The organism is Mucilaginibacter sp. HD30, from assembly GCF_054061755.1.
The window spans coordinates 3,336,613-3,362,071 of sequence record NZ_JBSSEO010000001.1 but is presented as its reverse complement, the minus strand read 5'-3'; the positions used below and the strand labels follow the sequence as shown (position 1 = coordinate 3,362,071).

Genomic DNA, 25,459 nt, shown 5'->3' with positions numbered 1-25,459 from the left:
GGATGGCTGTTTATTCCTCTAAAAAACCACCACCTTTGGTGGTAGGTCAAGGTTGAAGGCTTTGCCAGTTTTTGTACCTTAGCTTTGTGACGAAATACAGGAAATTATCTCATAGCTTTTACTATTAAAGCAGGGGTTTTTTGTTTTTAGGGGATACGCTTAACTAAACAGCCGGTAAGGTAAAAGAAAATACAGAGCCTTCTCCCTCTTTACTTTCTACCCATATTTTTCCGCCGTGCCTGTCAATGATCTCTTTACATATATACAAACCTACGCCAAACCCCGAAGTGTTTTGCATCTGATCGCCCTCTACTCTATAGTAGCGGTTAAATAGTTTATCAAGCTGATTGGCAGGTATGCCCATACCTTGATCTGTAACCGAAACGGTTATCTTACCATCAGTAGTTATACAATCAACTTTAATTGGGTTTACCGAAGATGAATACTTAATAGCGTTGCTTAATAAATTGGTCAACACCTGGCCAATTTTATCACGATCAGCGTATAGGTTTACGGTTTCTTTACATGGCACAAAGGTAACCGTGTGGGTGGCACTGGTAAATTCTGTTTCATTAACCATTTCCCAAATAAGATCGTGCATATTAAATACTTCCGGCTGCAGTTGAATCTGCCCTGAGCTGTATCTTCCAACATCCAGAAAACCGGTTATAAGCTTGGTCATTTTTTTTATCTGCGTTGCAGATTTCTCAAGCTTAGTGAGTAATAAAGGTTGCTCCTCCCTTTTTGCCATCAATTGCATTATCTGTACATAACCTTGCAATGAGGTAAGTGGCGTTTTTAACTCATGACTTACCATACCGATGAAATCATTCTTACGCCGCTCATCCTCTTTTTGCGCAGTTACGTCCATAACAATACCGGTAAAAGATGAAATTTCTCCGGAGTCATCTGCACGAAGGTTTCCAACGGCCCTTACCCAGCGGAGCTGCTTATCATGAAACCCTTTTACTGTATGGGTTACGTCATAGTTTCCGCCTTGGGTAATTGCTTTTTCAACTTCTGCTTTGACTAAGTTCCTGTGATCATCAGTTATTTGCGCAATGCAGCCGGCTAACGTGATCTCATCATCCGGATAAAACCCGAATAATTCTTTTAAGCGCCGCGAGGCTATCATGTTCCTTGATCGCGGATCAATACTCCAGGTTCCGAAATCTGCTGCAGTTGTTGCCATGCGCAAATCGCGTTCGGCATTAATTAACTTTAATCTGTCGGCAACTTCTTCCGTTATATCTTTTACAACACCTACCATGCGGCTGGCAACGCCATTTTCGTCATAACGGGCAAGTCCGTGAGCGCTTATCCAATGGATCGTTTCATCCGGCCAGGCCACTTCATATTCGGCACGGTAAACCGTATGGTTTTCTTTTGCTGTTGTAACCAGGTTTTTTATGTGCTCCCTATACTGCGGTAACATGGCATTAAAAAGGTCAGGATAAGTAAATTCCTCATCTGGCCCCCTGCCATAGCACTTTTTAAACTGGGTGGTACACGTCATTTTTCCCGTAGCAAGATCAACTTCAGTCGCACCAAAATCACCTGCCTCTAATGCGATACTCAAACGCTGATTGACCTCAGAAATAGCCTTGCGTGCATCTACCTGCGAAGTTACATCTGTTACCAAAGCCAGTATTCCGGCTATGGATCCGTCAATACTCCGCCATGGTAAATAATCAAAAGAAAAATAGCGGTTAATTAAAGGGCCGTCCGCAAATTCAGCAATAGGTATTAATAATTCCTGAATATTGAAGGTTTCTCCTTTATGATAAACGTTCAATAGCAACTCTTCAACCTGTGTACCTACCAGTTCGGGCAGGGCGACAAAAACTGACCGGTTTTGCAGATCACGGTCCGGTAAAAGCGCCTGATAGGTAGGATTAATAAACGTGTAGATTAACTCAGGCCCTTCTAACACACACACACCAACCGGGGCCTGCATCAAAAATTGATTTAAACGCGCGCGCTCCAGTTCTGAAACGGCCTTCGCTGCGGCCAACTGTTGGTTTGTAAATGCCTGCTCTTCCGACGCTGCCAGTAGTTCCTCGTTGGCCGCCATCAATTCTTCATTCATGGCCTGCTGTTCCTTTTGGCTTTGCTTTAGCAGTTCCCTTGTCTCTACAATTTGGGTAATATCTGTTACTGTAGCCATAACAGCTTCTACTTGTCCATCTGCTGCAAATAGCGGTTCATAGCTAAAGTCGACAAAAACAGTCCTGCTTTCTCCTGATAGATCTTTGATGTCGGCAGACATCTCTGCAATAGCTATAGACTTGCCCGTTGTAAATATATCTGCCAACATCTTCGGAAAAGGTTGATCATGCAATTCAGGGAAAATGTCCAATAGACGCTTGCCGATAACTTCTCTTTCTGTTCTGCCCCAGATGGTTAGCATGGGTAAATTGGCTATTTCAACCACCAATTCCTCGCCTTGTAGTATGGTCATGCCCACTTTGGCAGTTTTTACCATATTCCTGAAACGTTGTTCCCGCTGCTCAAGCAATCTTGTTTTTCGGCGCAACTCCAGCTTGTCCATCAGTTGCGTGCCAAGGGTTTCCAGGGCCTGTATCTGCATGTCAGATAATTTACGGGCTTTGTGGTCTATTACGCAAAGCGAGCCAAGCGCGTAACCATCCTCGTTTACAAGCGGCACACCGGCATAAAAATTAACTTGTGTTGGGCCGGTAACCAGTGGGTTTTCATTAAAACGCGTATCAAGCGTTGCGTCTGGCACAACCATAATATTGTCAGCAACCAACGTATGCGCGCAGAAAGCTATTGACCGGGGCGTCTCGGTTATATCAGTACCGTGATGGGATTTAAAAACCTGCCGCTCGCCATCAAGAAATGTTATTAACGCGATAGGCACATCACATATGGCAGAAGCAAGCGCAGTTAGCGCATCAAAATCTTTTTCTTTAGCAGTATCAAATATATTGTAAGATAACAGCGCTTTTAAACGCTCCGTTTCATTAATTGGAATAGGGTAGTCAGACATTACAATACTATATACTTATATCACGAAAGATAAAAAAATTAATTCCTGCATTTCACTTTTAAGAGAATTTATTATCAATGTATAAACTTTGGTCATTACAGTTTAATTAACAACGGTTAAACTTAAAGATAGCACATGGCAAATTTTACATTGCATTTACGTAATTTGCGGCATATACCTAATTTGATCTTCGCCATGAACAAATTATTTATCTCTATGTCTATTGTATTGCTACCGGTATTTACAATGGCACAAAAAAAAGATAAGTCATCCACGCCAAAAGTTTTTGATCTTTTAATAGGAGGATATACCGCCCCCGATGGTAACCGGGGCATTACGGTTTATCGCTTTTATGCAGAAACCGGGAAGTTTGCCTTTTTAGGTGAGACAGAAACAGCAAGCCCTACTTTTTTGTGCGTATCACCCGACAGAAAATTTGTTTACTCGGTTAACGCAGTTGCAGATGGGGGGGTGAGCGCTTTTAGTTTTGATTATAATACAGGGGCACTTAAATTTATTAACAAGCAAGCTTCAGTGGGTGCTAATCCTGCTCATATTACTATAGATAAAGATGCCAACAATGTTATTGTGTCAAATTACAATAACGGTACGCTTTCCGTTCTGCCGTTAAATAAAGATGGATCAGTGGCGCCCGCCACGCAGACTATTATCGGCGAAGGGAGCAGCGTAAATGCTGAGCGACAGGCAGGCCCGCATTTTCATTCAGCCAATTTTTCACCCGACGAAAAGCATGTGCTGTATGCTGATCTGGGAACTGATAAACTTTACATAGCCAAGTATAAAGCAGGTAAAATACCCCCCTTAGTACCAGAGGAGATTGCATTTGAAAAAGTTAAGCCTGGCAGCGGCCCTCGCCACATGGATTTTTCTACGGACGGTAAGTTTTTGTATCTGGTAAACGAAATGGCAGCAACGGTTAACCAATACGCATATAATAAAGGCAAAGTAACCTTTATTGAAAGCCTGGACCTTGCATCGCCCGGCTTTACCGGCCGTAATGGCGCTGCCGATATACATGTATCGCCCGACGGCAGGTTTTTATATGCCACCAATCGCGGTACAGCGAATGAATTGGTGGTTTTTGGCATTGACCAGGCAAGCGGTAAATTACATTACTTAACCCGCTATCCAACAGGTAAAGAGCCGCGTAACTTTGTTATTGAACCGGGAGGGAATTTTTTATTGTTAGCAGCGCAGAAAGACAACATTGTTAATATATACAGAATAGATAAGCTAACCGGCCTTTTAGTAATGTTAAATATGTCCATTAATATTCCTTCGCCAACTGTTTTGAAGCTGGTATCGGCAGAATAATAAGCTATGGCACTTTTGCCTCGCCTTTAAGGAACAGGGAAACATTTGTAAAATGTTCTTATAACACAAAAGCGCCCTGATATAGGGCGCTTTTGGTGATTATTTAGTTTGTGATTTGAAATTACAATTCTTCGTCGTGTTGGCTAACGTCCAAACCTGCTAACTCTTCTTCAGCAGTTACACGTAGCGGGCTAATCAGGTCAGTTACTTTCAATAAAATAAATGAACCAACGAACGCGAACACTGAAACAGAAACTAAGGCAATAACGTGTTTGACAAACAGTTCAGTTTCGCCATAAGCTAAACCTTCTGCACCTAAACCGTTAACGCTTTTAGTAGCGAAGATACCAGTCATTAACATACCAACCATACCGCCTACACCATGGCAAGGAAATACGTCAAGGGTATCGTCAATGTTAGTTTTGCTTCTCCAGATAACTACCAGGTTACTTACAACAGCAGCAACTATACCTACTACTAACGAGCTTGATACAGTGATGAAACCTGCAGCAGGAGTAACAGCAACCAAACCAACTACAGCACCAATACAAGCACCTACAGCTGAAGGCTTTTTACCACGTAGCATATCAAAGAAGATCCATGACATGGCAGCAGCAGCCGATGCAGTAGTTGTTGTAGCTAAAGCGGTGGCAGCTAATTCGTTTGCACCTAATGCAGAACCCGCGTTGAAACCGAACCAGCCAAACCAAAGTAAACCTGTACCTAATATTACGTAGCTAATACGTGCCGGTACATGAGACTCGGAAACCTCGTTACGTTTTTTAAGATATAAAGCTGAAGCTAATGCCGCCCAACCTGCAGACATGTGTACTACAGTGCCACCTGCAAAGTCTAACACACCGTATTTAAAGAAAATACCTTCTGGGTGCCATGTAGCGTGAGCAAGTGGAATGTAAATGATAACAATGAATAAAGTAATGAAGATAAGGTAAGAGTTAAAGCGGATACGCTCTGCAAATGCACCGGTGATTAACGCAGGCGTAATAACCGCGAATTTTAACTGGAACATAGCGAAAAGTATTACCGGGATTGTTCCCCATGCTACACCCAAGGTGTTTTGCATCATAAAGAACGATGCCGGGTTACCAATGATTCCCCAGCCGTTAACGTCTTCGCCAAAAGCCATACTGAAACCGAATACTACCCAAATGATAGTTATCAGGCCCATACAAACAAAGCTCTGTAACATGGTAGAAATAACGTTCTTCTTTCTCACCATACCGCCGTAGAAGAATGCAAGACCAGGGGTCATTAATAATACAAGCGCTGTTGAGATTAATAGCCAGGCAATGTCTGCGCCTACGTAGGTAGTTGGTGCAGGCGTAACTGCTTTAGCACCCGGGTACATTAGTGCCAGGATAACTACAATTACAAGAATGCCAAAAGGTACGATTTTTTTCATTTTTTAATTTGTTGATTAGGTTGTTATACAATAAGTAATATTTGGGGCTCGCCCCCGGGGTTGTTCTATAGTTTAAGTTTTGTAGCAATTTCACCCGAACGAGTGATTGGGGAAAAGCAGCAGCCTTAAAAAACGGGCGCGCTCTCCGCTTAAATTTTTTTTGTTATATACTTTGTCCCGATGGAACACCGGCAAGGCAACGATATGGCTTACCTGTGTTCTTGTAAAATCTCCCTGGTCTGTTACATTGCCGTCTGCCAGATATAAAACTCTGCGTTCTGCAACTGATAACATCTCTGCATTGAACTCCCCACTCTTTGTTACATGATCTGCAGAAGTATCTGTATTACCTTCGCCTGCAAAAGAGTCGCTCACGTTCCATAAACATGCGCGCATCAATACAAAAATCATGTAAAATTGTTTGTATACTCTCATTTGCATGTCTAAAATTAGTATTTTTTTATTAAATAGATAATAAAAATGAAATTTTTTGTGAAAAAATTATAAAAAATATGAAAATTGGTAAATTTTAAGTTCAAAATGCTTTAATTTTCAATGTAAAATGAAAATATGCATAAAAGGGAAAATTATATTTTGATTGTAGTGGTAAAAGTGACCGAATGGAGCTACATAAAAGCCTATAAACAGAAAAAGCTCCGAAATTCGGAGCTTTTTCTATTTCATATATAAAACTAAGGCTATTCTTCTACCATCTCGCTGTTGGGCGCTATTTCTTCGGGCGCCTCTTGCTTAAAATAGTGTTTTTGAAAAATAAGGATCAAAATAACGCCTACTGAAATAGAGGCATCGGCTAAATTGAACACCGGGCGGAAGAAAACAAACTCTTCGCCGCCCCAAAGTGGCACCCATGCCGGGAAATTGCCGCTTATTAAAGGGAAATAGAACATATCTACAACCCGCCCGTGAAAAATCGGTGCGTATTTATAAATAATACCATAAAACGTAGAGTCTATTATATTGCCCATAGCGCCGGCAAATATCAGCGCCACATTCATTATCAATCCGCGGTGGTATTTATGTTTAATAAGATACACCATGCCGTAACCTATACCTATAACAGCAACAATCCGGAAAAGCGTAAGGGCAAGTTTGCCCCAGTCGCCGCCAAGCTCCATGCCAAAGGCCATTCCATTGTTTTCGGTATAGTGCAGCATGCCCCTTTCGCCCAAAAACTTTATCTCCTCGCCCTGGTACATGTTGCTCTTAACCCATACTTTAATAAGTTGATCGGCAATAATAACTAACGTAGCAGCAATAAAAGGTTTAATGTAAGCAGCCTTCATTTATTGCTTTAATTTAGCTTCCATTGTTAAGGTAGTGTGTGGCACTGCACGCAGGCGCTCTTTAGGTATTAACTTGCCTGTTTCGCGGCAAATACCGTAGGTTTTATTCTCAATACGCACTAAAGCAGCTTCTAACTGATCAATAAACTTTTTCTGACGGGCAGCTAACTGGTTGATCTGCTCTTTCTCTAAAGTTGCTGATCCATCCTCTAATGTTTTATAAGTGCCGGCGGTATCATCAGTACCGTTGGCATTAGGTGAGCTTAGCGATGTAGCCAGCGCATTCAATTCTTCTTTAGCACTTGCCAACTTATCCAACAGCAAATCTTTAAACTCTTTAAGTTCTGCGTCGCTATATCTGGTTTTTTCTGTTTCTGGTTTCATTTAAATTTTATTTATGGCGATAATTATTTCATTTCCGTCTATCTCGGTCTTTTCTCCCTCAGTTAATTGATTGTCAGGCGATACGGTATCTGCTAAAATTTCGGCGCAAATATATAACAAATTATTTTGCACCGACTGCCAAATATCCTGCGGACCGCTTACCTGAACATTTATCCTGTCGGTAACTTCAAACCCTTTGGCTTTGCGTAAGTTTTGCACGCGGTTGATAAATTCGCGCGATATCCCTTCCTCCTTTAAATCGTTGGTTAGGGTAACATCCAAAGCCACGGTTAGTTTTCCTAAACTTGCAACCTGCCATCCCGGAACGTCTTCGGCAATAATTTCAACATCTTCCAGGAGTATCAAGTATTTAGTATCAAGTATCAAGATTCGGCCCTCTGATTCTAACTTACCAATCTCATCCTGGCCAAATTCGTTTATAGCGGCAGCCACGGCTTTCATATCCTTACCCACCTTGGCGCCTAAAGCTTTAAAGTTGGGTTTTATTTTTTTGGTAATGATGCCGGCGGTATCGGTTATATATTCTATATCCTTAATATTGGTTTCAGACAAGATCAACTCTTTTACCTGCTCTACCTGCTGCTTAAAGTTTTTATCCAGTATGGGCAGCAAGATTTTGCTTAAAGGCTGACGAACATTAATGCTCACCTTTTTGCGCAACGATAATACAAGCGATGATATATCCTGCGCCATTTGCATGCGCTCTTCTAAACCGGTGTTTACCAATTCGGCTTTATACTGGGGGAAGTTGGCAAGGTGCACTGATTCAAATTCTTCTTTACCGGTTACCGCATTTAAGTCGGTATATAAACGCTCTGCGAAGAAAGGCGCCACGGGCGACATCAACTTGCTGATCGTAATTAAACAGGTATACAGGGTTTGATAAGCCGAAAGTTTATCTGAAGAGTCATCCGATTTCCAGAAACGGCGGCGACTTAGCCTTACGTACCAGTTGCTTAAATGCGCGTCAACAAAATCTTGTATTGCGCGGGTAGCTTTGGTAGGCTCAAAATCGGCATAATAACCATCAACCTCTTTGGTTAAGGTATTTAACAAGGAAATGATCCACTGGTCAATCTCCGGCCGTTTTGCTAATTCAACTTCTGCCTCGGCATAATTAAACTTGTCAATATTAGCATACAGCGCGAAAAAGTTGTACGTATTATATAAAGTGCCAAAAAACTTACGCCTTACCTCGTCAATGCCATCGGTATTAAACTTAAGGTTATCCCACGGCGACGCATTGCTGATCATATACCAGCGGGCGGCATCGGCACCGTATTGTTCAATAGTCTCAAACGGATCGGCAGCGTTGCCCAAACGTTTAGACATTTTGTTGCCGTTCTTATCAAGCACCAAACCGTTTGAAATAACATTTTTAAAGGCAACGCCTTTATTGCCAATCTCTGCATTAATAGCTTTTACTTCATCACTGGCCTCGCTCAGCATTACGGCTATGGCGTGCAGGGTGAAGAACCAGCCACGGGTTTGGTCAACACCTTCGGCAATAAAATCGGCCGGGTAGGCGGTTTTAAACTTGTCTTTGTTTTCAAACGGGAAATGCCATTGCGCATAAGGCATGGCGCCGCTATCAAACCAAACGTCAATCAGGTCCGGTTCGCGGAACATTTTGTTACCGTTTGCAGAAATGAGGATAATATCATCCACATAAGGCCTGTGCAGATCGCTCAGGTCAAAATCAGCAGGCATAAAACCAGCCGAAACAGATTTTGCTACTTCGGCAGTTAATTCCTCAACAGATCCGATGCATTTTTCTTCTTTACCGTTCTCTTCGCGCCAGATAGGCAGTGGAGTGCCCCAAAAGCGGGAGCGCGACAGGTTCCAGTCCACTAAATTCTCCAGCCAGTTACCAAAGCGGCCGGTACCGGTCGACTCAGGTTTCCAGTTAATGGTTTTGTTCAGTTCCACCATCTTGTCTTTTAAAACAGTAGTGCGAATGAACCAGCTATCCAGCGGATAGTATAATATAGGCTCATCCGTACGCCACGAGTGCGGGTAGCTGTGTTCGTATTTCTTAACGTCAAAGGCTTTGTTCTCTGTCTTTAATTTAATAGAGATCAGCACATCTGTAGGTTTAAAACCTTCGGCAGCACGCTCTTCGGCGGTATAATATTCTTCTTTTACATAAAACCCGGGGAAATCGCTCACCTCATCAACAAACTTACCTTGTTTGTTAACCAACGGTACATCTTTACCAAGTTCATCTTTTACCATAACGGCAGGCACACCTGCTTCACGGGCCACCCTAAAGTCATCCGCGCCAAAGGTTGGGGCAATGTGTACTATACCAGTACCGTCGGCAGTGGTAACAAAATCGCCTGCAATAACACGGAAACCGTTTTGTTCCAGATCTGCGTTGGTTACATACGGCAGCAACTGCTCATAATGTATGCCAACCAGTTCTGCACCTTTATGGATAGACTTTAACGCCCACGGAATCAGTTTATCTCCGGCTTTGTAATCATTAAAAGATGCGTTCTCAGCTTCGGCTTTAAAGTATTTGCCCACCAGGTCCTGCGCCAAAACAACAGTTATCGGCTCAAAAGTGTAAGGATTAAATGTTACTATTTTAGCGTAGGTGATCTTTTCGCCAACGGCTAAAGCACTGTTTGACGGCAATGTCCACGGTGTAGTGGTCCAGGCTAAAATAAATACATCCGCATTTACACCCTCAAACAAAAACTCCGAATCTTTATCCCGCTTAACTTTAAACTGAGCTGTAATGGTGGTATCCTTCACCATTTTATAGGTTCCCGGTTGGTTCAGCTCATGCGAGCTTAGGCCGGTGCCCGATTTTGGCGAATACGGTTGTACGGTGTATCCTTTGTATAAAAGATCTTTATTGTAAAGCTCTTTTAAGATCCACCAAAGGCTTTCTATGTAGTCGTTTTTGTAGGTAATGTATGGGTCTGCAAGGTCAACCCAGTAGCCCATCTTTTCAGTCAGGTCGTTCCAAACATCGGTATAGCGCATTACCTCTTTGCGGCAGGCATCGTTATAGCCCTGTACGCTTATTTTTTTACCAATGTCTTCTTTGGTAATGCCCAATGATTTTTCTACAGCCAGTTCAATAGGCAGGCCGTGGGGTATCCCATCCGCCTTTACGCTCAACGCGATAACCTTTCAGGGTTTTATAGCGGCAAAAAATATCTTTTATAGCACGCGCCATTACGTGGTGAATGCCGGGCATTCCGTTTGCCGAAGGCGGGCCCTCGTAAAAAGTGTAAGGGTTACCGGCTGGGCGACTGTCAATACTTTTTTTGAAGATGTTATTCTTCTGCCAAAAGTCCAGCACGTCTTTTCCGGTCTGCGATAAATTTAACTGCTTGTATTCCTTGTACATCAAAATGGCTACCTCAATTTTTAGAGGTTGCAAAAATAGGCAATTTGAAGTAAAAACTGTTAAGGAACTGTAATGAAATAAGCATCGGTTTTGAATTTTTTGATGGCTTACTTCATAGGGATGGGTTTGAACTACGAGTGTTCGAAAGATTGATTACCATAAAAACTCCTTCCCTGGGGAAGGGTGCGGTTGGCTGTGAAATGGCGGGATGGGGTTTAATAAAGCGTATAAACCCCTCCCTACACCTCCCGAGGCAGGGAATCGCACTGCCCACTGCTTTTTTGCATTTTTTACCCCACACATTATGTGCTATGTAATTGTATTTAAAATTATAATTTTACGCTAACAAACATTAAAGTCCATGGAAACCGTAAACATCCCTTTGCTGGATCTGAATAACTACCTAAATGGCGACGCAGCCCAACGCAAGCAATTTTCTGACGAAATAGGAAAAGCCTTTAACGATACCGGCTTTGTTACGGTAACCAATCATGGATTGAGCAAGGAGTTGATAGATGATCTTTACGCACAGGTTAAGGCCCTATTTGCTTTGCCTGAAGAGGTGAAATCAAGTTACGAGATCCCTGAACTGGCGGGGCAACGCGGTTATACTGGCAAAAACAAGGAGACGGCCAAAGGCTTTAAAACGCCGGATATGAAGGAGTTTTGGCAGATAGGGCAGACTGTAACCGATGGCGGTGTTAATAAAGACGATTATCCGGACAATCTGGTGGTTAAAGAATTGCCAAAGTTTAATGACGTTACCTTAGATATCTACAGGAAGCTGGAGAACATAGGCATTAACCTGCTGCGCGCCATAGCCGTTTATTTAAATTTAGACGAGCATTATTTTGATGATAAGGTGCATAACGGTAATTCTATTTTGCGCACGTTGCATTACTTCCCGATAGAGAACCCCGATGCGGTACCCGCCGACGCGGTGCGTGCCGGGGCCCACGAAGATATAAATTTGATAACCCTGCTGATAGGCGCCAGTGCCGACGGTTTGGAAGTGCTAACCCGCACAGGCGCATGGTACCCGGTAAAAGCGCACGGCGAGGACCTGGTGGTTAACGTAGGCGATATGCTGCAACGGTTAACTAACAACAAGCTAAAATCAACCACGCACAGGGTAGTTAACCCGCCGCGCGAACTGATGAAGTTTTCTCGCTTTTCGGTACCGTTCTTTCTGCATCCAAAATCAGATATGGACCTTACGTCGCTGCCATCCACCATTGATGCAGAAAACCCTAAGGCTTTCAGCGATATCACTGCCGGTGAGTATTTAGACGAGCGATTGAGAGAGATAGGCTTGAAGAAGTAATTTTTAATGTGCAGATGAGAAAATGTGCAGATGTTTTGATTAGCATCTGCATTTTTTTTGCTTTGATCCTTGCTAGACCATCAAGGGTTAGTGGAGGAATAAAAAAAAGCTGTCATGCTGAACTTGTTTCAGCACCCCACAAGATATTTACGCTTGCTTAGCATATGAGGTGCCGAAATAAATTCGGCATGACATGATGTTAAAGTTAACATAAACATAACATTACTACCTGTAGCGTTTGCTCGTCAAAGCCGTTTTATCAACAAACTAAAACGGCATGAAAACTTTAATCTATCGCATTATACTATTATTTGCTGGCGTAGCTTTATTAACCGCCTGCAACGACAAGAGCAACAACCCTGAGCCTGAGTTGACCAATTGCACCAACTGCCAGTTTTTGTTTACTGAACGAGCAGACCTGGTGATACCCGGCTACAATTTCACCAGCGGCGATTACCGCATTTTTTGGAGTGAAACCAAAAAGAACGTAATTACGCAAAGGCTTTATATAAAGGCACCTATGCAAGGTACAAGCTTCAACCTGACGAAAGCGGATATACTGGCCGGTAAAATTATAGTACTTGATAACTGCGCCAATTGTAATTTATTTGCGATGCAGCCGGTGGATGGAAGCGTGAAAGGCGTAAACACAACGCCCGGAGTAAGGGCAGATAGGGCAAAGTGGCTTATAGAGGCTAAAATAATACGCCAGCCATTTGACAATACATTTGGCTTTCGCGATACGGTTTATGTTAAGCAGTATTTTGGGGCTAACTTTGTGATTGATTAGCCAAACGGGTAATTAGAAACATCCTTTGTTAATCCGTATCTGTCGCAGGTCCGGATTAAAGTGAAGGTAACGGTTTACTTTTTTGATTGCTTTGCAATTTGGCTCTTCGCCCACTCCAATTCCTTGTCTACTCCACTTAAATACTCTTTAATGGAATACGAAACTTCATGATTAGGCATCACCCCCCTGCCTTCTGTTTTTTCCAAGATCGGTGTTTCCATCACAATATTGCCAAACCGCAGAATTAAGTGGGAATTAGGTGCCACTGCTTCAGTAATTAAACCGGCAGTTAAATAGTTGCGCCCCCCTCCGCTTTCTTCGCCTATAAACACTGCTCTGCCTATTCCCTGTAAATTTGCGGCTAACAAGCTCGCGCACGAAAAAGTGCCGCCATTGATCAATACATATAACGTTCCTTTAAAACTTAGCGATTGAGGGGTCACTGGGGTGGCGCTTCCATATTTTAAACGTTCGTTGGGCGTTTTAACTTTATTGTTTAACACACTGTCTGCCACCCTGGCAAAAAGCGAGGGTCTGTCAATCAGGTAAGAGAATAGGTTGGTAGCCGTAAGATAGTCTCCGCCGGTATTGTTGCGCAAATCAAGGATCAGAGATGTAGTCCGGCTTGACGCCAGCCTTTGAAAAACCGATAAGTGCGGCGATTGTAATTGTGCCAGCAGGCCAGACTGACTTTGACCTGGTATGCTTGCAAAACCAGCGAACGGTATTTGCGGAAAACCAGTAACCTTTAAATAAGCCGATGCATTCGGTAATAATATAAAGTCGGGAGTTTGCTTTCCGGTTTGAACCGGAGCAGGCTTATGCACCGGTATCGTATTAACCTGCACCACCCGTGCACTGTCGTTGACGTTTATTTTGAATGCAAGCCTTTCCTTAAGACCATAAAACTGGGTAAACAAATCAGGGATGACACCCTCACTTAACATTGTAAATTTAAAAGTTTGGTTGTATCCGTCTGAGGAGATCACACTGCAAAAATCAGCAAGCATTTTAGCGACCGTGATGCCGTCGATCGACAAAACTTCCGCACCCGGAGGAATCAGTGCATTAGGGTCAGATGTGCTGGTAATAAACAATCTGCCTTGTAAAATTTGGTAAGTAAACTGCTCAATTGGATAGGTTTTTAAGGTTGCTGCTTTAAAAGCGGCCAATTCGGCTTGGTTGCTTTTTAATATCAGGCTGAGATGGCCGTTGCCAATGAAAGTCAATACGCTCAATACGGCATTTCTTAACGCTATCTGAGTTACAGGCTGCTTGATAGAGCGCTTAAGACTATCCATCTTTTTATCAAAAGTCTTCTTGCTAATGTACCTGTATAAATTGGGATGCCCTTTTTCTAAGGTATTCTTTATAAAATCAATGTCGGCACGGGCTTCCTTAACGGTGTTTATCTTGTCAAATAAGGGAGTATACAATTGCGCGCGTAAACCATGAGAAAGGCTTATAAAAAACGCCAAAGTTAGGCAGGTAAAATATTTCACAGGAGATATTATTTAATACTTAATCAAAATTCGTCTTCACCAAATTAATTATCCCACCCGAAGCGATCTGCAACCCCACACAAAATATCAAAAAGGCCATTAAACGGTTAACTATGTTCTCGTTGCTGGAGCCTATGTAGTTGATCATGCGTTTGGTATTGGCGAAGAATAGGAAGATCAGAATACAGATACCAATAACTGAAATCAAGAGCGCACCGATGTTGAGCAGATAATTATTGAATGATCTGTCTGCTCCGTTGGCGCTTAGGGTAAATAGCACCGCTATGGTGCCTGCACCGGTTGTCATAGGGAAGGTAATAGGGAAAAACAGCTTACCTTCTACTTCGCTAAAATGTTCAGCGTTAAGATCGGCTGTTTGTGTTGAGGGTGTTTTCTCTACCGCGTCGTTGTCTGATGCCAGCGACTCCCAGCCAATTTTACACATCATAATACCGCCCGCCAGTTGGATAATGGGGATGGAAATGCCGAAAAGTTCCAGGATCCAATGCCCCAATAGTAAGGTAGTGAGACAAAGTAGAAAGGCATAAAATGTGATCTTTTTTACCGCGTTTAGGCGCTCTTTGCGAGATGAAATAAGGATTAACAATAAAGGCAGTACCCACAGGGTTTACCACCGGGAACAGCGCCACAAAGCCAATAAATACCAGGTGAATAAAGGAGTTTAGATATTGTGGCATGGTGTAAGTGTTTAACAAAATCTAACCTACAAAATAAAATTGGTTGAGCCGAATTAGAACACCAATGCCCTCCATAAATATTAGCCACCCCCTGTTGCAAAAGTGTTGCTATGGTGTTGTTAAACTGTTGCTATTGTGTTGCAAAAAACGGCAAAAAGCAGCCAATTTCATAAATTTTCAATTGTCTGATAATCAATGCATTACGATGTATTTACAGCTAAGTTTACTAACTTAAAAGTTGTTGTATGCAAAATTGTTAAGCTGTTGATTTTTAGGAAATTGTGTTTTTGTTGCATAGGGAACATATATTTTTTGCAACACCTGTTTTTTACTAACCTTTTTAGGATTTAGCGTTAACTTCTCCTAATTTTACCAATATGAACAATCTGCCGCCATTAGCCGAGCGTATGCGCCCCAAAACCCTTGACGACTATGTCGGTCAGAAGCATTTGGTGGGGCAGGGCGCGGTGTTGCGTAAAGCTATAGAAAGTGGCGCGCTGCCGTCCATGCTGTTTTGGGGGCCGCCAGGGGTGGGTAAAACCACGCTGGCCTACATTATCTCACAAACACAGGATAGGCCGTTCTTCTCTTTAAGCGCCATTAACTCTGGCGTGAAAGACATCCGCGAGGTGATAGAAACGGCAACCCGCTTACGTGATGAGGGGCATACCCTGCCTGTTTTGTTTATTGATGAGATCCACCGCTTTTCCAAATCGCAGCAGGACTCATTGCTTGGGGCAGTTGAGCGGGGGATAGTTACGCTGATAGGTGCCACTACAGAAAATCCCTCGTTTGAGGTGATCTCGGCTTTGCTGTCGCGATGCCAGGTATACATATTGCAGCACCTGGAAGAAGATGACCTGATGGGCCTGCTGGATAAAGCCATGCACGAAGACGAGGTGCTCAAAAAGAAAAAGATCACTATAAAAGAGAGCGAAGCGCTGCTGCGCCTATCCGGTGGCGATGCCCGCAAACTGCTCAATATATTTGATCTATTGGTAAATGCCCTTCCCGGTAAAAGCATTGAAATTACTAACAAAGCCGTGCTCGACCATGTGCAGCAGAACATGGCGCTGTATGATAAGGCCGGCGAGCAGCATTACGATATTATTTCGGCCTTTATAAAATCAATGCGGGGCAGCGATCCTAACGGAGCCGTTTACTGGTTGGCCCGGATGATAGCCGGCGGCGAGGACCCGCTATTTATAGCAAGGCGCATGCTAATACTGGCATCAGAAGATATTGGCAATGCCAACCCGAATGCCTTGCTGCTGGCGCAGGCCTGCTTTAATTCCGTCAATGTTATAGGCATGCCAGAGTCACAGTTAATCCTATCGCAAACGGCCATTTATTTGGCTACATCGGCTAAGAGTAATTCGGCAACTACAGCTATTGGCGCGGCCCTGAGTCTGGTTAAACAAACCGGCGACTTACCCGTGCCACTACACCTGCGCAACGCCCCAACCAAGCTGATGAAGAACATAGGTTACGGGAAGGATTACAAATACGCCCACAGCTACGAAGGTAATTTTGTAAACCTCGACTTTTTACCCGATGCCATAAAAGGCACAAAAATTTACGAACCCGGTAACAATTCGCGGGAAAACGAATCGAAAGAAAAGTTAAAGAAACTTTGGGGTGACAGGTATAAATATTAGTACCTTAAGCCACATAAAACTGATCTCACATGATATCAACCTTCCTCAGCCATGAACTGAAAGCCTTTTGGCGGTCAAAAAATACAGGTAAAAGCATAGCCATCCGCGTTGTAATGGGTTTGCTTATTTTGTATCTTTTGCTTAATGTGCTGTTCGTGGGCTTTTTTATGGATAAGGTTTTAGAAAAAGCCTTCCCGCATGACGATCTTATTGTTGCCTTTTGCGGCATAATCCTTATCTACTTCCTGTTCGAATTATTGATGCGTATGCAATTGCAGGAACTGCCAACGCTGCGTGTACAACCCTATCTGCATTTACCGGTTAGGCGTAACATAATTGTGGGCTATTTGGCGCTTACAGCATTGTTGTCTGTATTCAACCTGTGGCCAATTATTCTGTTCTTCCCCTTTATATTTAAAGTGATAATGCATACCGGCGGCGGCGCGGCAGCGGGTTTTATGGTATCCATAATTGCCATCAGCGTTTTCAATAACTACCTGGCTATCTATTTTAAACGGAGAGCCAATATTAACGGCTGGGTTTACCTCATCGTAAGCGTATCGCTGGCTTTAATAATTTCGGGTGATTTTGCCTGGCACCTGTATTCGCTAAAAGATATATCTTACTTGTTTTTTGGTAACCTGCTAAAGCAGCCCGCTTTGGCTTTAATACCTGTAGCAATGGCCGCAGGCATGTACACACTTAACTTTTTGTATCTAAAACAAAACCTTTACCTGGAAGAGCTTTCGCGCAAAAAGGCATCGTTTAAAAGCAGTACCGAGTATCCGTTTCTTAACCGTTTTGGCTCCATCGGCGACCAGGTGGCTAACGAAATCAAACTTATTTTGCGCAACAAGCGCCCGCGTTCGGCCTTTATTATGTCGGGCCTGTTTTTGTTGTATGGCTTGATTTTTTACAAGAACCCTCAATTTGCAAATTCCGACTGGCCGAGGCTGTTTGTAGGAATGTTCATCACCGGGTTTTTTATAATCAGCTACGGACAGTTTCTATACAGCTGGCAAGCCTCGCATTTTGACGGTTTAATGGTGAGCAAGGTAAACTTTACCGATTTTTTGAAAGCTAAGGTTTTGTTATTTAGTGCAGTTTCAACCGCTACTTTTTTACTTACTACACCATATGCATACTTCGGTTGGCGAACTTTGCTGATCCACTTTATTATGTACCTGTGGAACCTGGGCGTTAACATTTACATCGTACTGTATTTTGCTAACCGCAATGCTAAGCGAATTGATCTGAGCAAGGGGGCATCTTTTAATTGGGAGGGTGTAGGGGCCACTCAGATGTTGCTATCTTTCCCGTTGCTGCTGGCGCCATATGTAATATATATTCCATTCAAGCTGCTGCATTTGCCCGATGTTGGGCTGGCGGTTATGGCTGTAATGGGCGTAGCAGGCATTTTAACACGCAGTTTCTGGCTGGAGAAGCTGGTGCAGGATTTTTATAAGAGAAAATATACCATAACCGAGGGTTTTAGAAATAAATAACATGATACAGGTAAAAGATATTAAGAAGGTTTATAATGGCGTTATTGTGGTTAACGTGCCGCAATTGAACATCAATAAAGGCGAAAGTGTTGGCCTGGTAGGTAACAACGGCGCAGGTAAAACTACCCTGTTCCGCATGATGCTTGACCTGATCAGACCTGAGGCTGGCGAGGTGCTATCGGAAGGAAAATCTGTTGCCGGTAACGAGCACTGGAAGGAATATACCGCCTCTTACCTTGACGAGGGTTTTTTGATAGACTACCTTACGCCTGAAGAGTACTTCTATTTTATTGGCGGCTTGCATAATCAAACCCGGGCGCAGGTGGATGATTATGTTGGGCAGTTTGGAGAGTTCTTTAACGGCGAGATCCTTAAAAAAGGGAAGTACATCCGCGACCTGTCTAAGGGTAATCAAACCAAAGTGGGGATAATATCATGCCTGCTGCAAAAGCCACAGTTTTTAATGCTGGATGAACCCTTTGCTAATATTGACCCTACTACGCAATACAGGTTAAAAACTTTACTTAAGGATCTGAACAAGAACAACGGGGTATGTACATTGGTATCCAGCCATGATCTTAACCACCTTACTGATGTTTGCGACCGCATTTTGTTAATGGAAAAGGGAAGGATCATTAAAGATATTGCTACCAGTGCGTCAACATTGGCTGAGTTGGAAGCGTATTTTGCCATCGGGCAGTCTACCCAACATATATCTTTACCTGTTGATGAGGAGGAAAATCATTAATTTGAACTTAAAAGTCTCCCCTTCCGGGAGAGATTTAGAGGGGGCTTAATTATGTATGTCATCCGCAAAGCAACAACAAACGATGTAGCAACTATCCGCCAATTGGCTGAGGCCGTATGGTGGCCAGCCTATTCTCCAATTCTCTCCACGGAGCAGCTAACGTATATGCTGGCTGAAATATACTCGGCAGAAAAAATCACATCGCAAATAAATAATGGCGAGCAAACTTATCTATTGCTGGTAGAAGATGATAATGCTGTAGCCTTTGCGGCATACTCCCCACGAGAAGAAAACGCCGACATATACAAACTGCATAAACTGTATTGCCTGCCAGCAACACAAGGTAAAGGCTATGGCAAAGCACTAATTAATAAGGTTTGTGCGGAGGTTTTAGTTGCCGGTAAAAACATCCTGGAGTTGAATGTTAACCGCCATAATCCCGCTAAGCACTTTTATGAAAAGCAGGGATTTACTGTAATATACGAAGAGGATATTGCCATTGGTCCGTACTGGATGAATGACTACGTGATGCGGAAGCAGCTAACCAATTCCTGATACAAAAAGATTTTTCAACGTCGCCTCAATGTTATTTTAGTTAAGAATTTTCAATGCATCGTAGATGCAAAGGTCGGTAGAAAACCCAGCAAACAGATAAAGCATGCCGTAGGTATGCCACTTAGGTATCGTACCGATGACAAGATTATCTTCGTCGTTACTTTCCTGCCGAAGTTTAACTCCTAACGGAGTTGCTTCAACTCAATATCTGCAAAAACTCCTTCTTATAGTCGGTAGGTTTTTTGTTCATCTCATCCCTAAAATGCTTGTTGAAGTTAGACAGTGTTTTAAAGCCTGTCCGTTCGGAAATAGCGGCTACGCTCAGATCGGTTTCCGTTAGTAATTTACAAGCGTGTTTAACCCGCAGCTCGGTAATAAATTTGGAAAAGCCTTTGTTATTAGCCGCAGCAAAATAACGGCTAAAGGAGGTCGGTGTCATACAAACCAGGTCAGCCAACTCATTCAGGTGAATTTTTTTGCGATAGTTTTTAAGAATGTATTCATAAACACTGCTCATGCGGTCCGCTTCATCCTTTTTAAAAGGATCAATATATTCGTTATGCGATATGAAGCCGTACTCTTTAGTGTTGGCAAGTGTATTCAGTATTTTTAGCAAATGAATAAAGGCAGGTAAGCCGCTTAAGGTTAAAAGCTCCTTCATCATTTCAATTATCGCTACCCGTACCTTGCCATGAAACTCTAACCCGCGCGACGACTTTTTAAAGAAATTTCTTAATTGCACCATTTCATCCTTTGCCATCAAGTGCCCGCCCAAAAAGCTCTCCTGCAGGTAAATTACAATTCCGCTTACTTTTAAAGTGGCGTTCTTTTCAAAATAAGACTCGTCGCTCCGCCACAAATGGGGTAGGTTTGAACCAATGAGAATCAACTCGTTAGGTGTAAAATTTTTGATACTATCACCAATAAACCGGGTTCCGGTGCCTTCAAGAGGTACAAATAACTGGTATTCTGAGTGGGAGTGCCATACCGGATCAAAATAATGATCTTCCAGGTACTTTACCGTAAATATCTGTGAATCAGGTATTGAGTGCTTGTGTATGGCGGTTCTCATGGGTTATTATTGCATTAATGCATGCTAAAATACTGTATCAATGGCAAAATACAGTCAGTTTTTGATAAAAAAGGAGTGGATTAGATGTTCATATTTGTTTTATAGCTAATTGCACAATTAGCGCAAACCAATATTAACCAAGTTCATGAAAAAATACATTGCGATTGCTGTGATCTGCCTGGTGGCAGTTATCAGCTTTAAAGGAACGTTTATTAAAAGCGCCGGGCCGCATAGGTTAGAGCTTTTATTTTTAGGCCATACCCCTAAAAATCACGACTCAGAAAAACTTGCAGAGATACTTTCTAAAGAGTATTTTAAGAGTGGAATTAACATTACCTATACAACTGATGTTAACGATCTGAACACACCCACTCTATCAAAATATGATGGGCTTATAGTATATGCCAACTACGATAGAATTACAGATTCGCAGGCCGAGGCATTATTGTCTTTTGTAAAAAGCGGTAAAGGCTTTATTCCATTGCACTCTGCTTCGTTCTGTTTCCGCAATAATGATGAAGTGGTTAAGTTAATTGGTGGCCAGTTTCAATCGCATAAAACTGCCGATTTCCCGATGGTTATAGTGGATAAAAAGCATGAGATAATGAAAGATATGGTTCCGTTTACCACTTGGGATGAAACCTATGTTCACACAAAAATAAACCCCGCAATACACGTGCTTTCTGAGCGTGTAGAGGGCGACCATCACGAACCATACACCTGGACAAATACTTATGGCAAAGGCCGTGTGTTCTACACCGCCTATGGGCATGACGAAAAAACGTTTAATAACCCGGGCTTTAAGCAATTGGTTTACAACGGCATTTTATGGGCGGTTGGTAAAGATGCTGCCAAACAGCTTTCTAAGTTAAAAAAACCACAACCTACCTACAGCGATGCTGCTATTCCTAACTATGAGAAACGTGACCCGGCCCCGAAATTACAGGCTGTTTTATCTCCTGAGGAGTCGCAATTACTAACGCAAATACCGGTAGGCTTTAAAATGCAATTGTTTGCACAAGAGCCACAAATAGAAAAACCTATTGCTATGGCATGGGACGAAAAAGGGCGCTTATGGATAGTTGAAACGGTTGATTACCCTAACACGGTATTAGAAAATAAAGATCAGGGTGCAGACCGTATCAAGATATGCGAAGATACCAACGGCGATGGCAAGGCTGATAAATTCACCATCTTTGCTGATCACCTTAATTTACCAACAAGTATAGTATTTGCCCGCGGCGGCATAATAGTTTCGCAGGCACCGGTAGCCCTGTTTTTAAAAGACACCAACGGCGATGATAAAGCCGATGTAAGAGAAACACTTATATCCGGCTGGGGATTTAATGATACCCACGCGGTTATCTCAAGCTTACATTATGGCTTTGACAACAATATTTGGGGTACAGTGGGTTACTCTGGTTTTAACGGTACTGTTGGCGGCAAACAAATGAAATTTAGCAACGCGGCTTTCCGTTTTGCACCAGATGGTAAATGGTTAGAGCACATGGGCAACCTAAGCAATAATACCTGGGGCGTTGGTTTTTCTGAAAACAATGATGTGTTTTATTCAACTGCTAACAACTCTCATAGTGATTACCTGGGTATACCTCAGCGCTATTTAACTACCACAGGCTTACCGGCAGCTACATCTATATTGAAAATTGATGGTCACTACGGCGTTCACGCGGTTACAAAAAACCTGCGTCAGGTTGATGTGTTTGATGGCTTTACTGCTGCTGCGGGGCATAACCTGTATACCGCGCGTAACTTCCCTAAAGAATACTGGAACCGTATAGCATTTGTTAACGAGCCTACCGCCCGCGTTGTTCACCGCGCAATACTTGAAAAAGATGGATCCGGGTTTAAAGAAAAAGATGGTTGGAGCCTGTTAGCCAGCGCTGACGAGTGGATGGCCCCCGTGCATACAGAAGTTGGCCCTGATGGCGCTGTTTGGGTGTCAGACTGGTATAACTACATTATCCAGCACAACCCTGTGCCAAAAGGTTTTGAGAATGGTAAGGGTAACGCTTATGTAAACCCGTTGCGCGACCGTACTCATGGCCGTATCTACCGCATAGTTTATGATGGCGCTAAACCATCTGAAATTAAAAAATTAGATAAAAACGACCCTGCCGACCTGATTAAAGGTTTGCAAAGCGACAATATGTTTTGGCGCATGACAGCTCAGCGTTTAATTGTTGAGTCTGGCAATAAAGCAATTGCACCGCAATTATACGGCTTGATCCGCGATACCAAACTTGACGAGATAGGCTTAAACCCAACGGCTATACACGCGTTGTGGACACTGCATGGTTTAGGATTATTAGACGGATCAAATGCAGAAGCTTTAACAGTTGCGGAAGGGGCGCTTAAACATCCTGCCGCCGGTGTGCGTAAAGCTGCTGCCCAGGTTCTGCCTGTAACAGCCAGAACATCGAAAGCATTGTTAGGTGCAAACGTTATAAACGATGCTGATCTGAATGCCCGCAAAGACATGATATTAGCGTTAACAGATATGCCACAATCTGATGAAATAGGTGCGCTGTTATTGGCTGCACAAAAAGACCCTGTAAATGCTAAAGACAAGTGGATAGCAATGGCCTTAGAAGTTGGCGTAGCTAAACATGTAAAAGGTGCGGCAGAAACAATTCTGGCAAAAAACAAAGAGTCTGTAGAGCAGGAAGCCCTTGCCCGTGTACCTGCAAATAGGATTCAAGCTGTGAAAATCGGTGTTATACAGAACGAAATGAAGTTTGATACCAAGGTGCTTACAGCAAGAGCAGGTGGTGTTATCGAAATTGAGTTCACCAACCCCGATTTTATGCAGCATAACCTATTAATACTTCAAAAAGGCAGTCTTGAAAAAGTTGGCGCTGCTGCTGATAAGCTGGCACAAGACCCTAAAGGCATCGAGATGAACTACATTCCAAAGATGCCTGAAGTGTTGTTCTCAACAAAATTGATCAACCCTAACGAGTCAGTAAAAGTTAGATTCCGCGTCCCGATGGAAGCTGGTGATTATCCATTCATCTGTTCTTTCCCTGGTCACTGGAGAATAATGAACGGGGTGCTTACGGTTACAGCAGCTGCAGGCCCTCCGGGACAAAGATAAATACCTAAACCTTGTTACATAAACCTGTCAACTGAATTTACAGCTGACAGGTTTTTAACCTTAAAAAACTAAATGGCAGCTAAAAAAAATACATTGGAAACTACGGCCACAGCAGTTAAACCAGATCTGAAAGTATTTTACGCATGTTTTATTGCTCTGGTCACCACTGCTTTTGGGTTTGTGTTACGCGCAATTGTACTACCTACATGGGGGCATCAGTTTAACTTAACCCAAACACAGCTTGGGGAAATATCGGGGGTAGGTTTATGGCCCTTTGCCATCAGTATTGTACTATTCAGTTTGATAATTGATAAAATTGGTTATAAAACTGCCATGATATTTGGGGTAATTTGTCACCTTACATCTACAATTATAACCATTTTTGCTACCGGGTATTGGTCGCTTTACATAGGCACATTTATTGGCGCTCTGAGTGCAGGTACTGTTGAAGCCGTAGCCAATCCGGTAACTGCGACTATGTTTCCTAATGATAAGGTAAAATGGTTAAGCCGCCTGCATGCGGGTTGGGCCGGTGGCTTGGTTTTAGGCGGTATAATGGGTTTGTTGATTGGCGAAAGTACGGGTTGGGAATACAAAATAGCCCTAATATTTATACCTACAGTAATTTATGCGGTAATAACGTTTTTTGTTAAATTTCCGCTTAATGAACGCGTTCAGGCAGGCGTGTCTTACAAAGAAATGCTGCAAGAAGTTGGCGCTCTTGGGGCTCTTATTATTACGGCATTAATAGTGTTTCAGTTGGGTGCAGTATTGAAACCATACATTCCCGGATGGTCACCTACAGTAAGCGTTATAACAACGCTTGTAATTGCCGCTGGTTTCGGTTTTTACACACGTAGTTTAGGCCAACCATTGTTTGTAATATTTCTTTTAATAATGATACCGCTGGCTATCACCGAATTGGGTACTGATAGCTGGATAAGCGACCTGATGACGCCGGAAACCCAGAAGATAGGTTTACAGGCAGGTTGGGTATTAGTTTATACTTCGTTAATTATGCTTGTTCTAAGGTTTTTTGCAGGACCAATATCGCACAAGTTTTCATCGCCCGGTTTGCTGGCACTATGTGCTGCAATAGCCATAATTGGGCTGTACTTACTATCCGGTTCGTCAGGAGTAATGGTATTAGTAGCGGCATCCATTTATGGTATAGCTAAAACTTTCTTTTGGCCAACCATGCTGGGCATGGTATCAGAGCGTTTTCCAAAAGGCGGTGCTTTAACATTAAACATTACAGGTGGTTTGGGGATGATAGCAGCAGGAGTTATTGGCGCGGGTGCTTTAGGCTTTATACAGGATAAAACAATTGATCAAAACATTGCTAAGTACGATGCAACTAACAATACAGCAATTCATTCAACATACGTAACAGAGAAAAAGACAAGCGTTTTTGGCGATTATCAAGGTTTAGATCAAACAAAGCTTTCTGTAGCTGGCCAAGGCGAGCAGAGTATTGTAAAAAACATACAAGATGGGGCCAAGAAAGAAGCGTTAAAAAGCTGGCTGCTTTTTCCTGTAGTTATGTTTGTGAGTTTTGTATTGTTGATATTGTATTTCCGCTCAAAAGGGGGCTATAAAGTAATTGCCTTAAAAAAGCAGGAAGAGGATATTATTAAGATTTAAACGG

Annotated in this window: 18 protein-coding genes and 1 pseudogene; 9 read left to right on the top strand and 10 right to left on the bottom strand. The window is 42.8% G+C overall.

All coding sequences use genetic code 11. From position 1 onward, the window contains the following. Positions 1 to 163: 163 nt before the first annotated feature. Positions 164 to 3,013, bottom strand: coding sequence for an ATP-binding protein (locus ACVW2L_RS16025; protein WP_457128964.1), 2,850 nt, complete (start codon positions 3,011 to 3,013; stop codon positions 164 to 166). 135 nt (positions 3,014 to 3,148) lie between these two features. Between ACVW2L_RS16025 and ACVW2L_RS16020 the strand changes: the two genes are divergently transcribed. After that, entirely contained in the window at positions 3,149 to 4,348 is a 1,200-nt protein-coding gene (locus tag ACVW2L_RS16020) for a lactonase family protein (RefSeq protein ID WP_457128963.1), read from the top strand. A 121-nt stretch (positions 4,349 to 4,469) separates the two neighbouring features. On the opposite strand, the gene ACVW2L_RS16015 is transcribed toward ACVW2L_RS16020, so the two are convergent. The 5 genes and pseudogenes from ACVW2L_RS16015 to ileS all read right to left on the bottom strand — a co-directional run bounded on the left by ACVW2L_RS16015 (position 4,470) and on the right by ileS (position 10,844). Then, the gene (locus tag ACVW2L_RS16015; RefSeq protein ID WP_457128962.1) at positions 4,470 to 5,771 is read right to left on the bottom strand and encodes an ammonium transporter; all 1,302 of its coding nucleotides are present in this window, start codon (positions 5,769 to 5,771) and stop codon (positions 4,470 to 4,472) included. A 90-nt stretch (positions 5,772 to 5,861) separates the two neighbouring features. Continuing rightward, positions 5,862 to 6,182, bottom strand: a complete 321-nt coding sequence (locus ACVW2L_RS16010; protein WP_457128961.1) for a hypothetical protein — start codon at positions 6,180 to 6,182, stop codon at positions 5,862 to 5,864. A gap of 287 nt (positions 6,183 to 6,469) precedes the next feature. After that, positions 6,470 to 7,075, bottom strand: coding sequence for a lipoprotein signal peptidase (locus tag ACVW2L_RS16005; protein WP_457128960.1), 606 nt, complete (start codon positions 7,073 to 7,075; stop codon positions 6,470 to 6,472). Continuing rightward, positions 7,076 to 7,459 carry a TraR/DksA family transcriptional regulator gene (locus tag ACVW2L_RS16000; RefSeq protein WP_457128959.1) on the bottom strand — a complete coding sequence of 128 codons (384 nt, stop codon included), beginning with the start codon at positions 7,457 to 7,459 and terminating at the stop codon, positions 7,076 to 7,078. After that, positions 7,460 to 10,844, bottom strand: a pseudogene (ileS, locus tag ACVW2L_RS15995) (isoleucine--tRNA ligase). A gap of 361 nt (positions 10,845 to 11,205) precedes the next feature. Here ileS and ACVW2L_RS15990 point away from each other — a divergent pair. Continuing rightward, positions 11,206 to 12,168, top strand: a complete 963-nt coding sequence (locus tag ACVW2L_RS15990) for an isopenicillin N synthase family dioxygenase (RefSeq protein WP_457128958.1) — start codon at positions 11,206 to 11,208, stop codon at positions 12,166 to 12,168. A 277-nt stretch (positions 12,169 to 12,445) separates the two neighbouring features. Beyond that, positions 12,446 to 12,958, top strand: a complete 513-nt coding sequence (locus tag ACVW2L_RS15985; protein ID WP_457128957.1) for a hypothetical protein — start codon at positions 12,446 to 12,448, stop codon at positions 12,956 to 12,958. A gap of 74 nt (positions 12,959 to 13,032) precedes the next feature. Here ACVW2L_RS15985 and ACVW2L_RS15980 read toward each other — a convergent pair whose 3' ends face one another. Genes ACVW2L_RS15980 through ACVW2L_RS15970 form a run of 3 tightly spaced genes read right to left on the bottom strand, consistent with a single transcriptional unit; the run spans position 13,033 to position 15,158 of the window. Further along, positions 13,033 to 14,460, bottom strand: a complete 1,428-nt coding sequence (locus ACVW2L_RS15980; protein ID WP_457128956.1) for a S41 family peptidase — start codon at positions 14,458 to 14,460, stop codon at positions 13,033 to 13,035. A 19-nt stretch (positions 14,461 to 14,479) separates the two neighbouring features. Next, positions 14,480 to 15,016 (bottom strand): MarC family protein, encoded by a 537-nt coding sequence (locus ACVW2L_RS15975; RefSeq protein WP_457130208.1) that lies wholly within the window; start codon positions 15,014 to 15,016, stop codon positions 14,480 to 14,482. Continuing rightward, on the bottom strand, positions 14,898 to 15,158 hold the full coding sequence (locus ACVW2L_RS15970; protein WP_457130226.1) for a hypothetical protein: 261 nt from the start codon (positions 15,156 to 15,158) through the stop codon (positions 14,898 to 14,900). Before ACVW2L_RS15970 ends, ACVW2L_RS15975 begins: the two co-directional genes overlap by 119 nt. A gap of 377 nt (positions 15,159 to 15,535) precedes the next feature. Here ACVW2L_RS15970 and ACVW2L_RS15965 point away from each other — a divergent pair, with 377 nt between their 5' ends. The 4 genes from ACVW2L_RS15965 to ACVW2L_RS15950 are packed head-to-tail and all read left to right on the top strand — an operon-like array spanning position 15,536 to position 19,624. Continuing rightward, on the top strand, positions 15,536 to 16,816 hold the full coding sequence (locus ACVW2L_RS15965; RefSeq protein ID WP_457128955.1) for a replication-associated recombination protein A: 1,281 nt from the start codon (positions 15,536 to 15,538) through the stop codon (positions 16,814 to 16,816). Between the two features lie 29 nt (positions 16,817 to 16,845). Further along, complete coding sequence (locus ACVW2L_RS15960; RefSeq protein WP_457128954.1) at positions 16,846 to 18,321, top strand: DUF5687 family protein; 1,476 nt, start codon at positions 16,846 to 16,848, stop codon at positions 18,319 to 18,321. A gap of 1 nt (position 18,322) precedes the next feature. Next, complete coding sequence (locus tag ACVW2L_RS15955) at positions 18,323 to 19,069, top strand: ABC transporter ATP-binding protein (RefSeq protein WP_457128953.1); 747 nt, start codon at positions 18,323 to 18,325, stop codon at positions 19,067 to 19,069. 51 nt (positions 19,070 to 19,120) lie between these two features. Further along, a complete protein-coding gene (locus ACVW2L_RS15950) occupies positions 19,121 to 19,624 on the top strand; it encodes an N-acetyltransferase family protein (RefSeq protein ID WP_457128952.1) in 504 nt (167 codons plus the stop codon). 196 nt (positions 19,625 to 19,820) lie between these two features. Here ACVW2L_RS15950 and ACVW2L_RS15945 read toward each other — a convergent pair whose 3' ends face one another. Continuing rightward, on the bottom strand, positions 19,821 to 20,696 hold the full coding sequence (locus ACVW2L_RS15945; protein ID WP_457128951.1) for an AraC family transcriptional regulator: 876 nt from the start codon (positions 20,694 to 20,696) through the stop codon (positions 19,821 to 19,823). Positions 20,697 to 20,841: 145 nt separating this feature from the next. Between ACVW2L_RS15945 and ACVW2L_RS15940 the strand changes: the two genes are divergently transcribed. Then, positions 20,842 to 23,811 (top strand): PVC-type heme-binding CxxCH protein, encoded by a 2,970-nt coding sequence (locus tag ACVW2L_RS15940; protein ID WP_457128950.1) that lies wholly within the window; start codon positions 20,842 to 20,844, stop codon positions 23,809 to 23,811. A 72-nt stretch (positions 23,812 to 23,883) separates the two neighbouring features. Then, positions 23,884 to 25,455, top strand: a complete 1,572-nt coding sequence (locus tag ACVW2L_RS15935; RefSeq protein ID WP_457128949.1) for an MFS transporter — start codon at positions 23,884 to 23,886, stop codon at positions 25,453 to 25,455. Positions 25,456 to 25,459 lie beyond the last annotated feature (4 nt).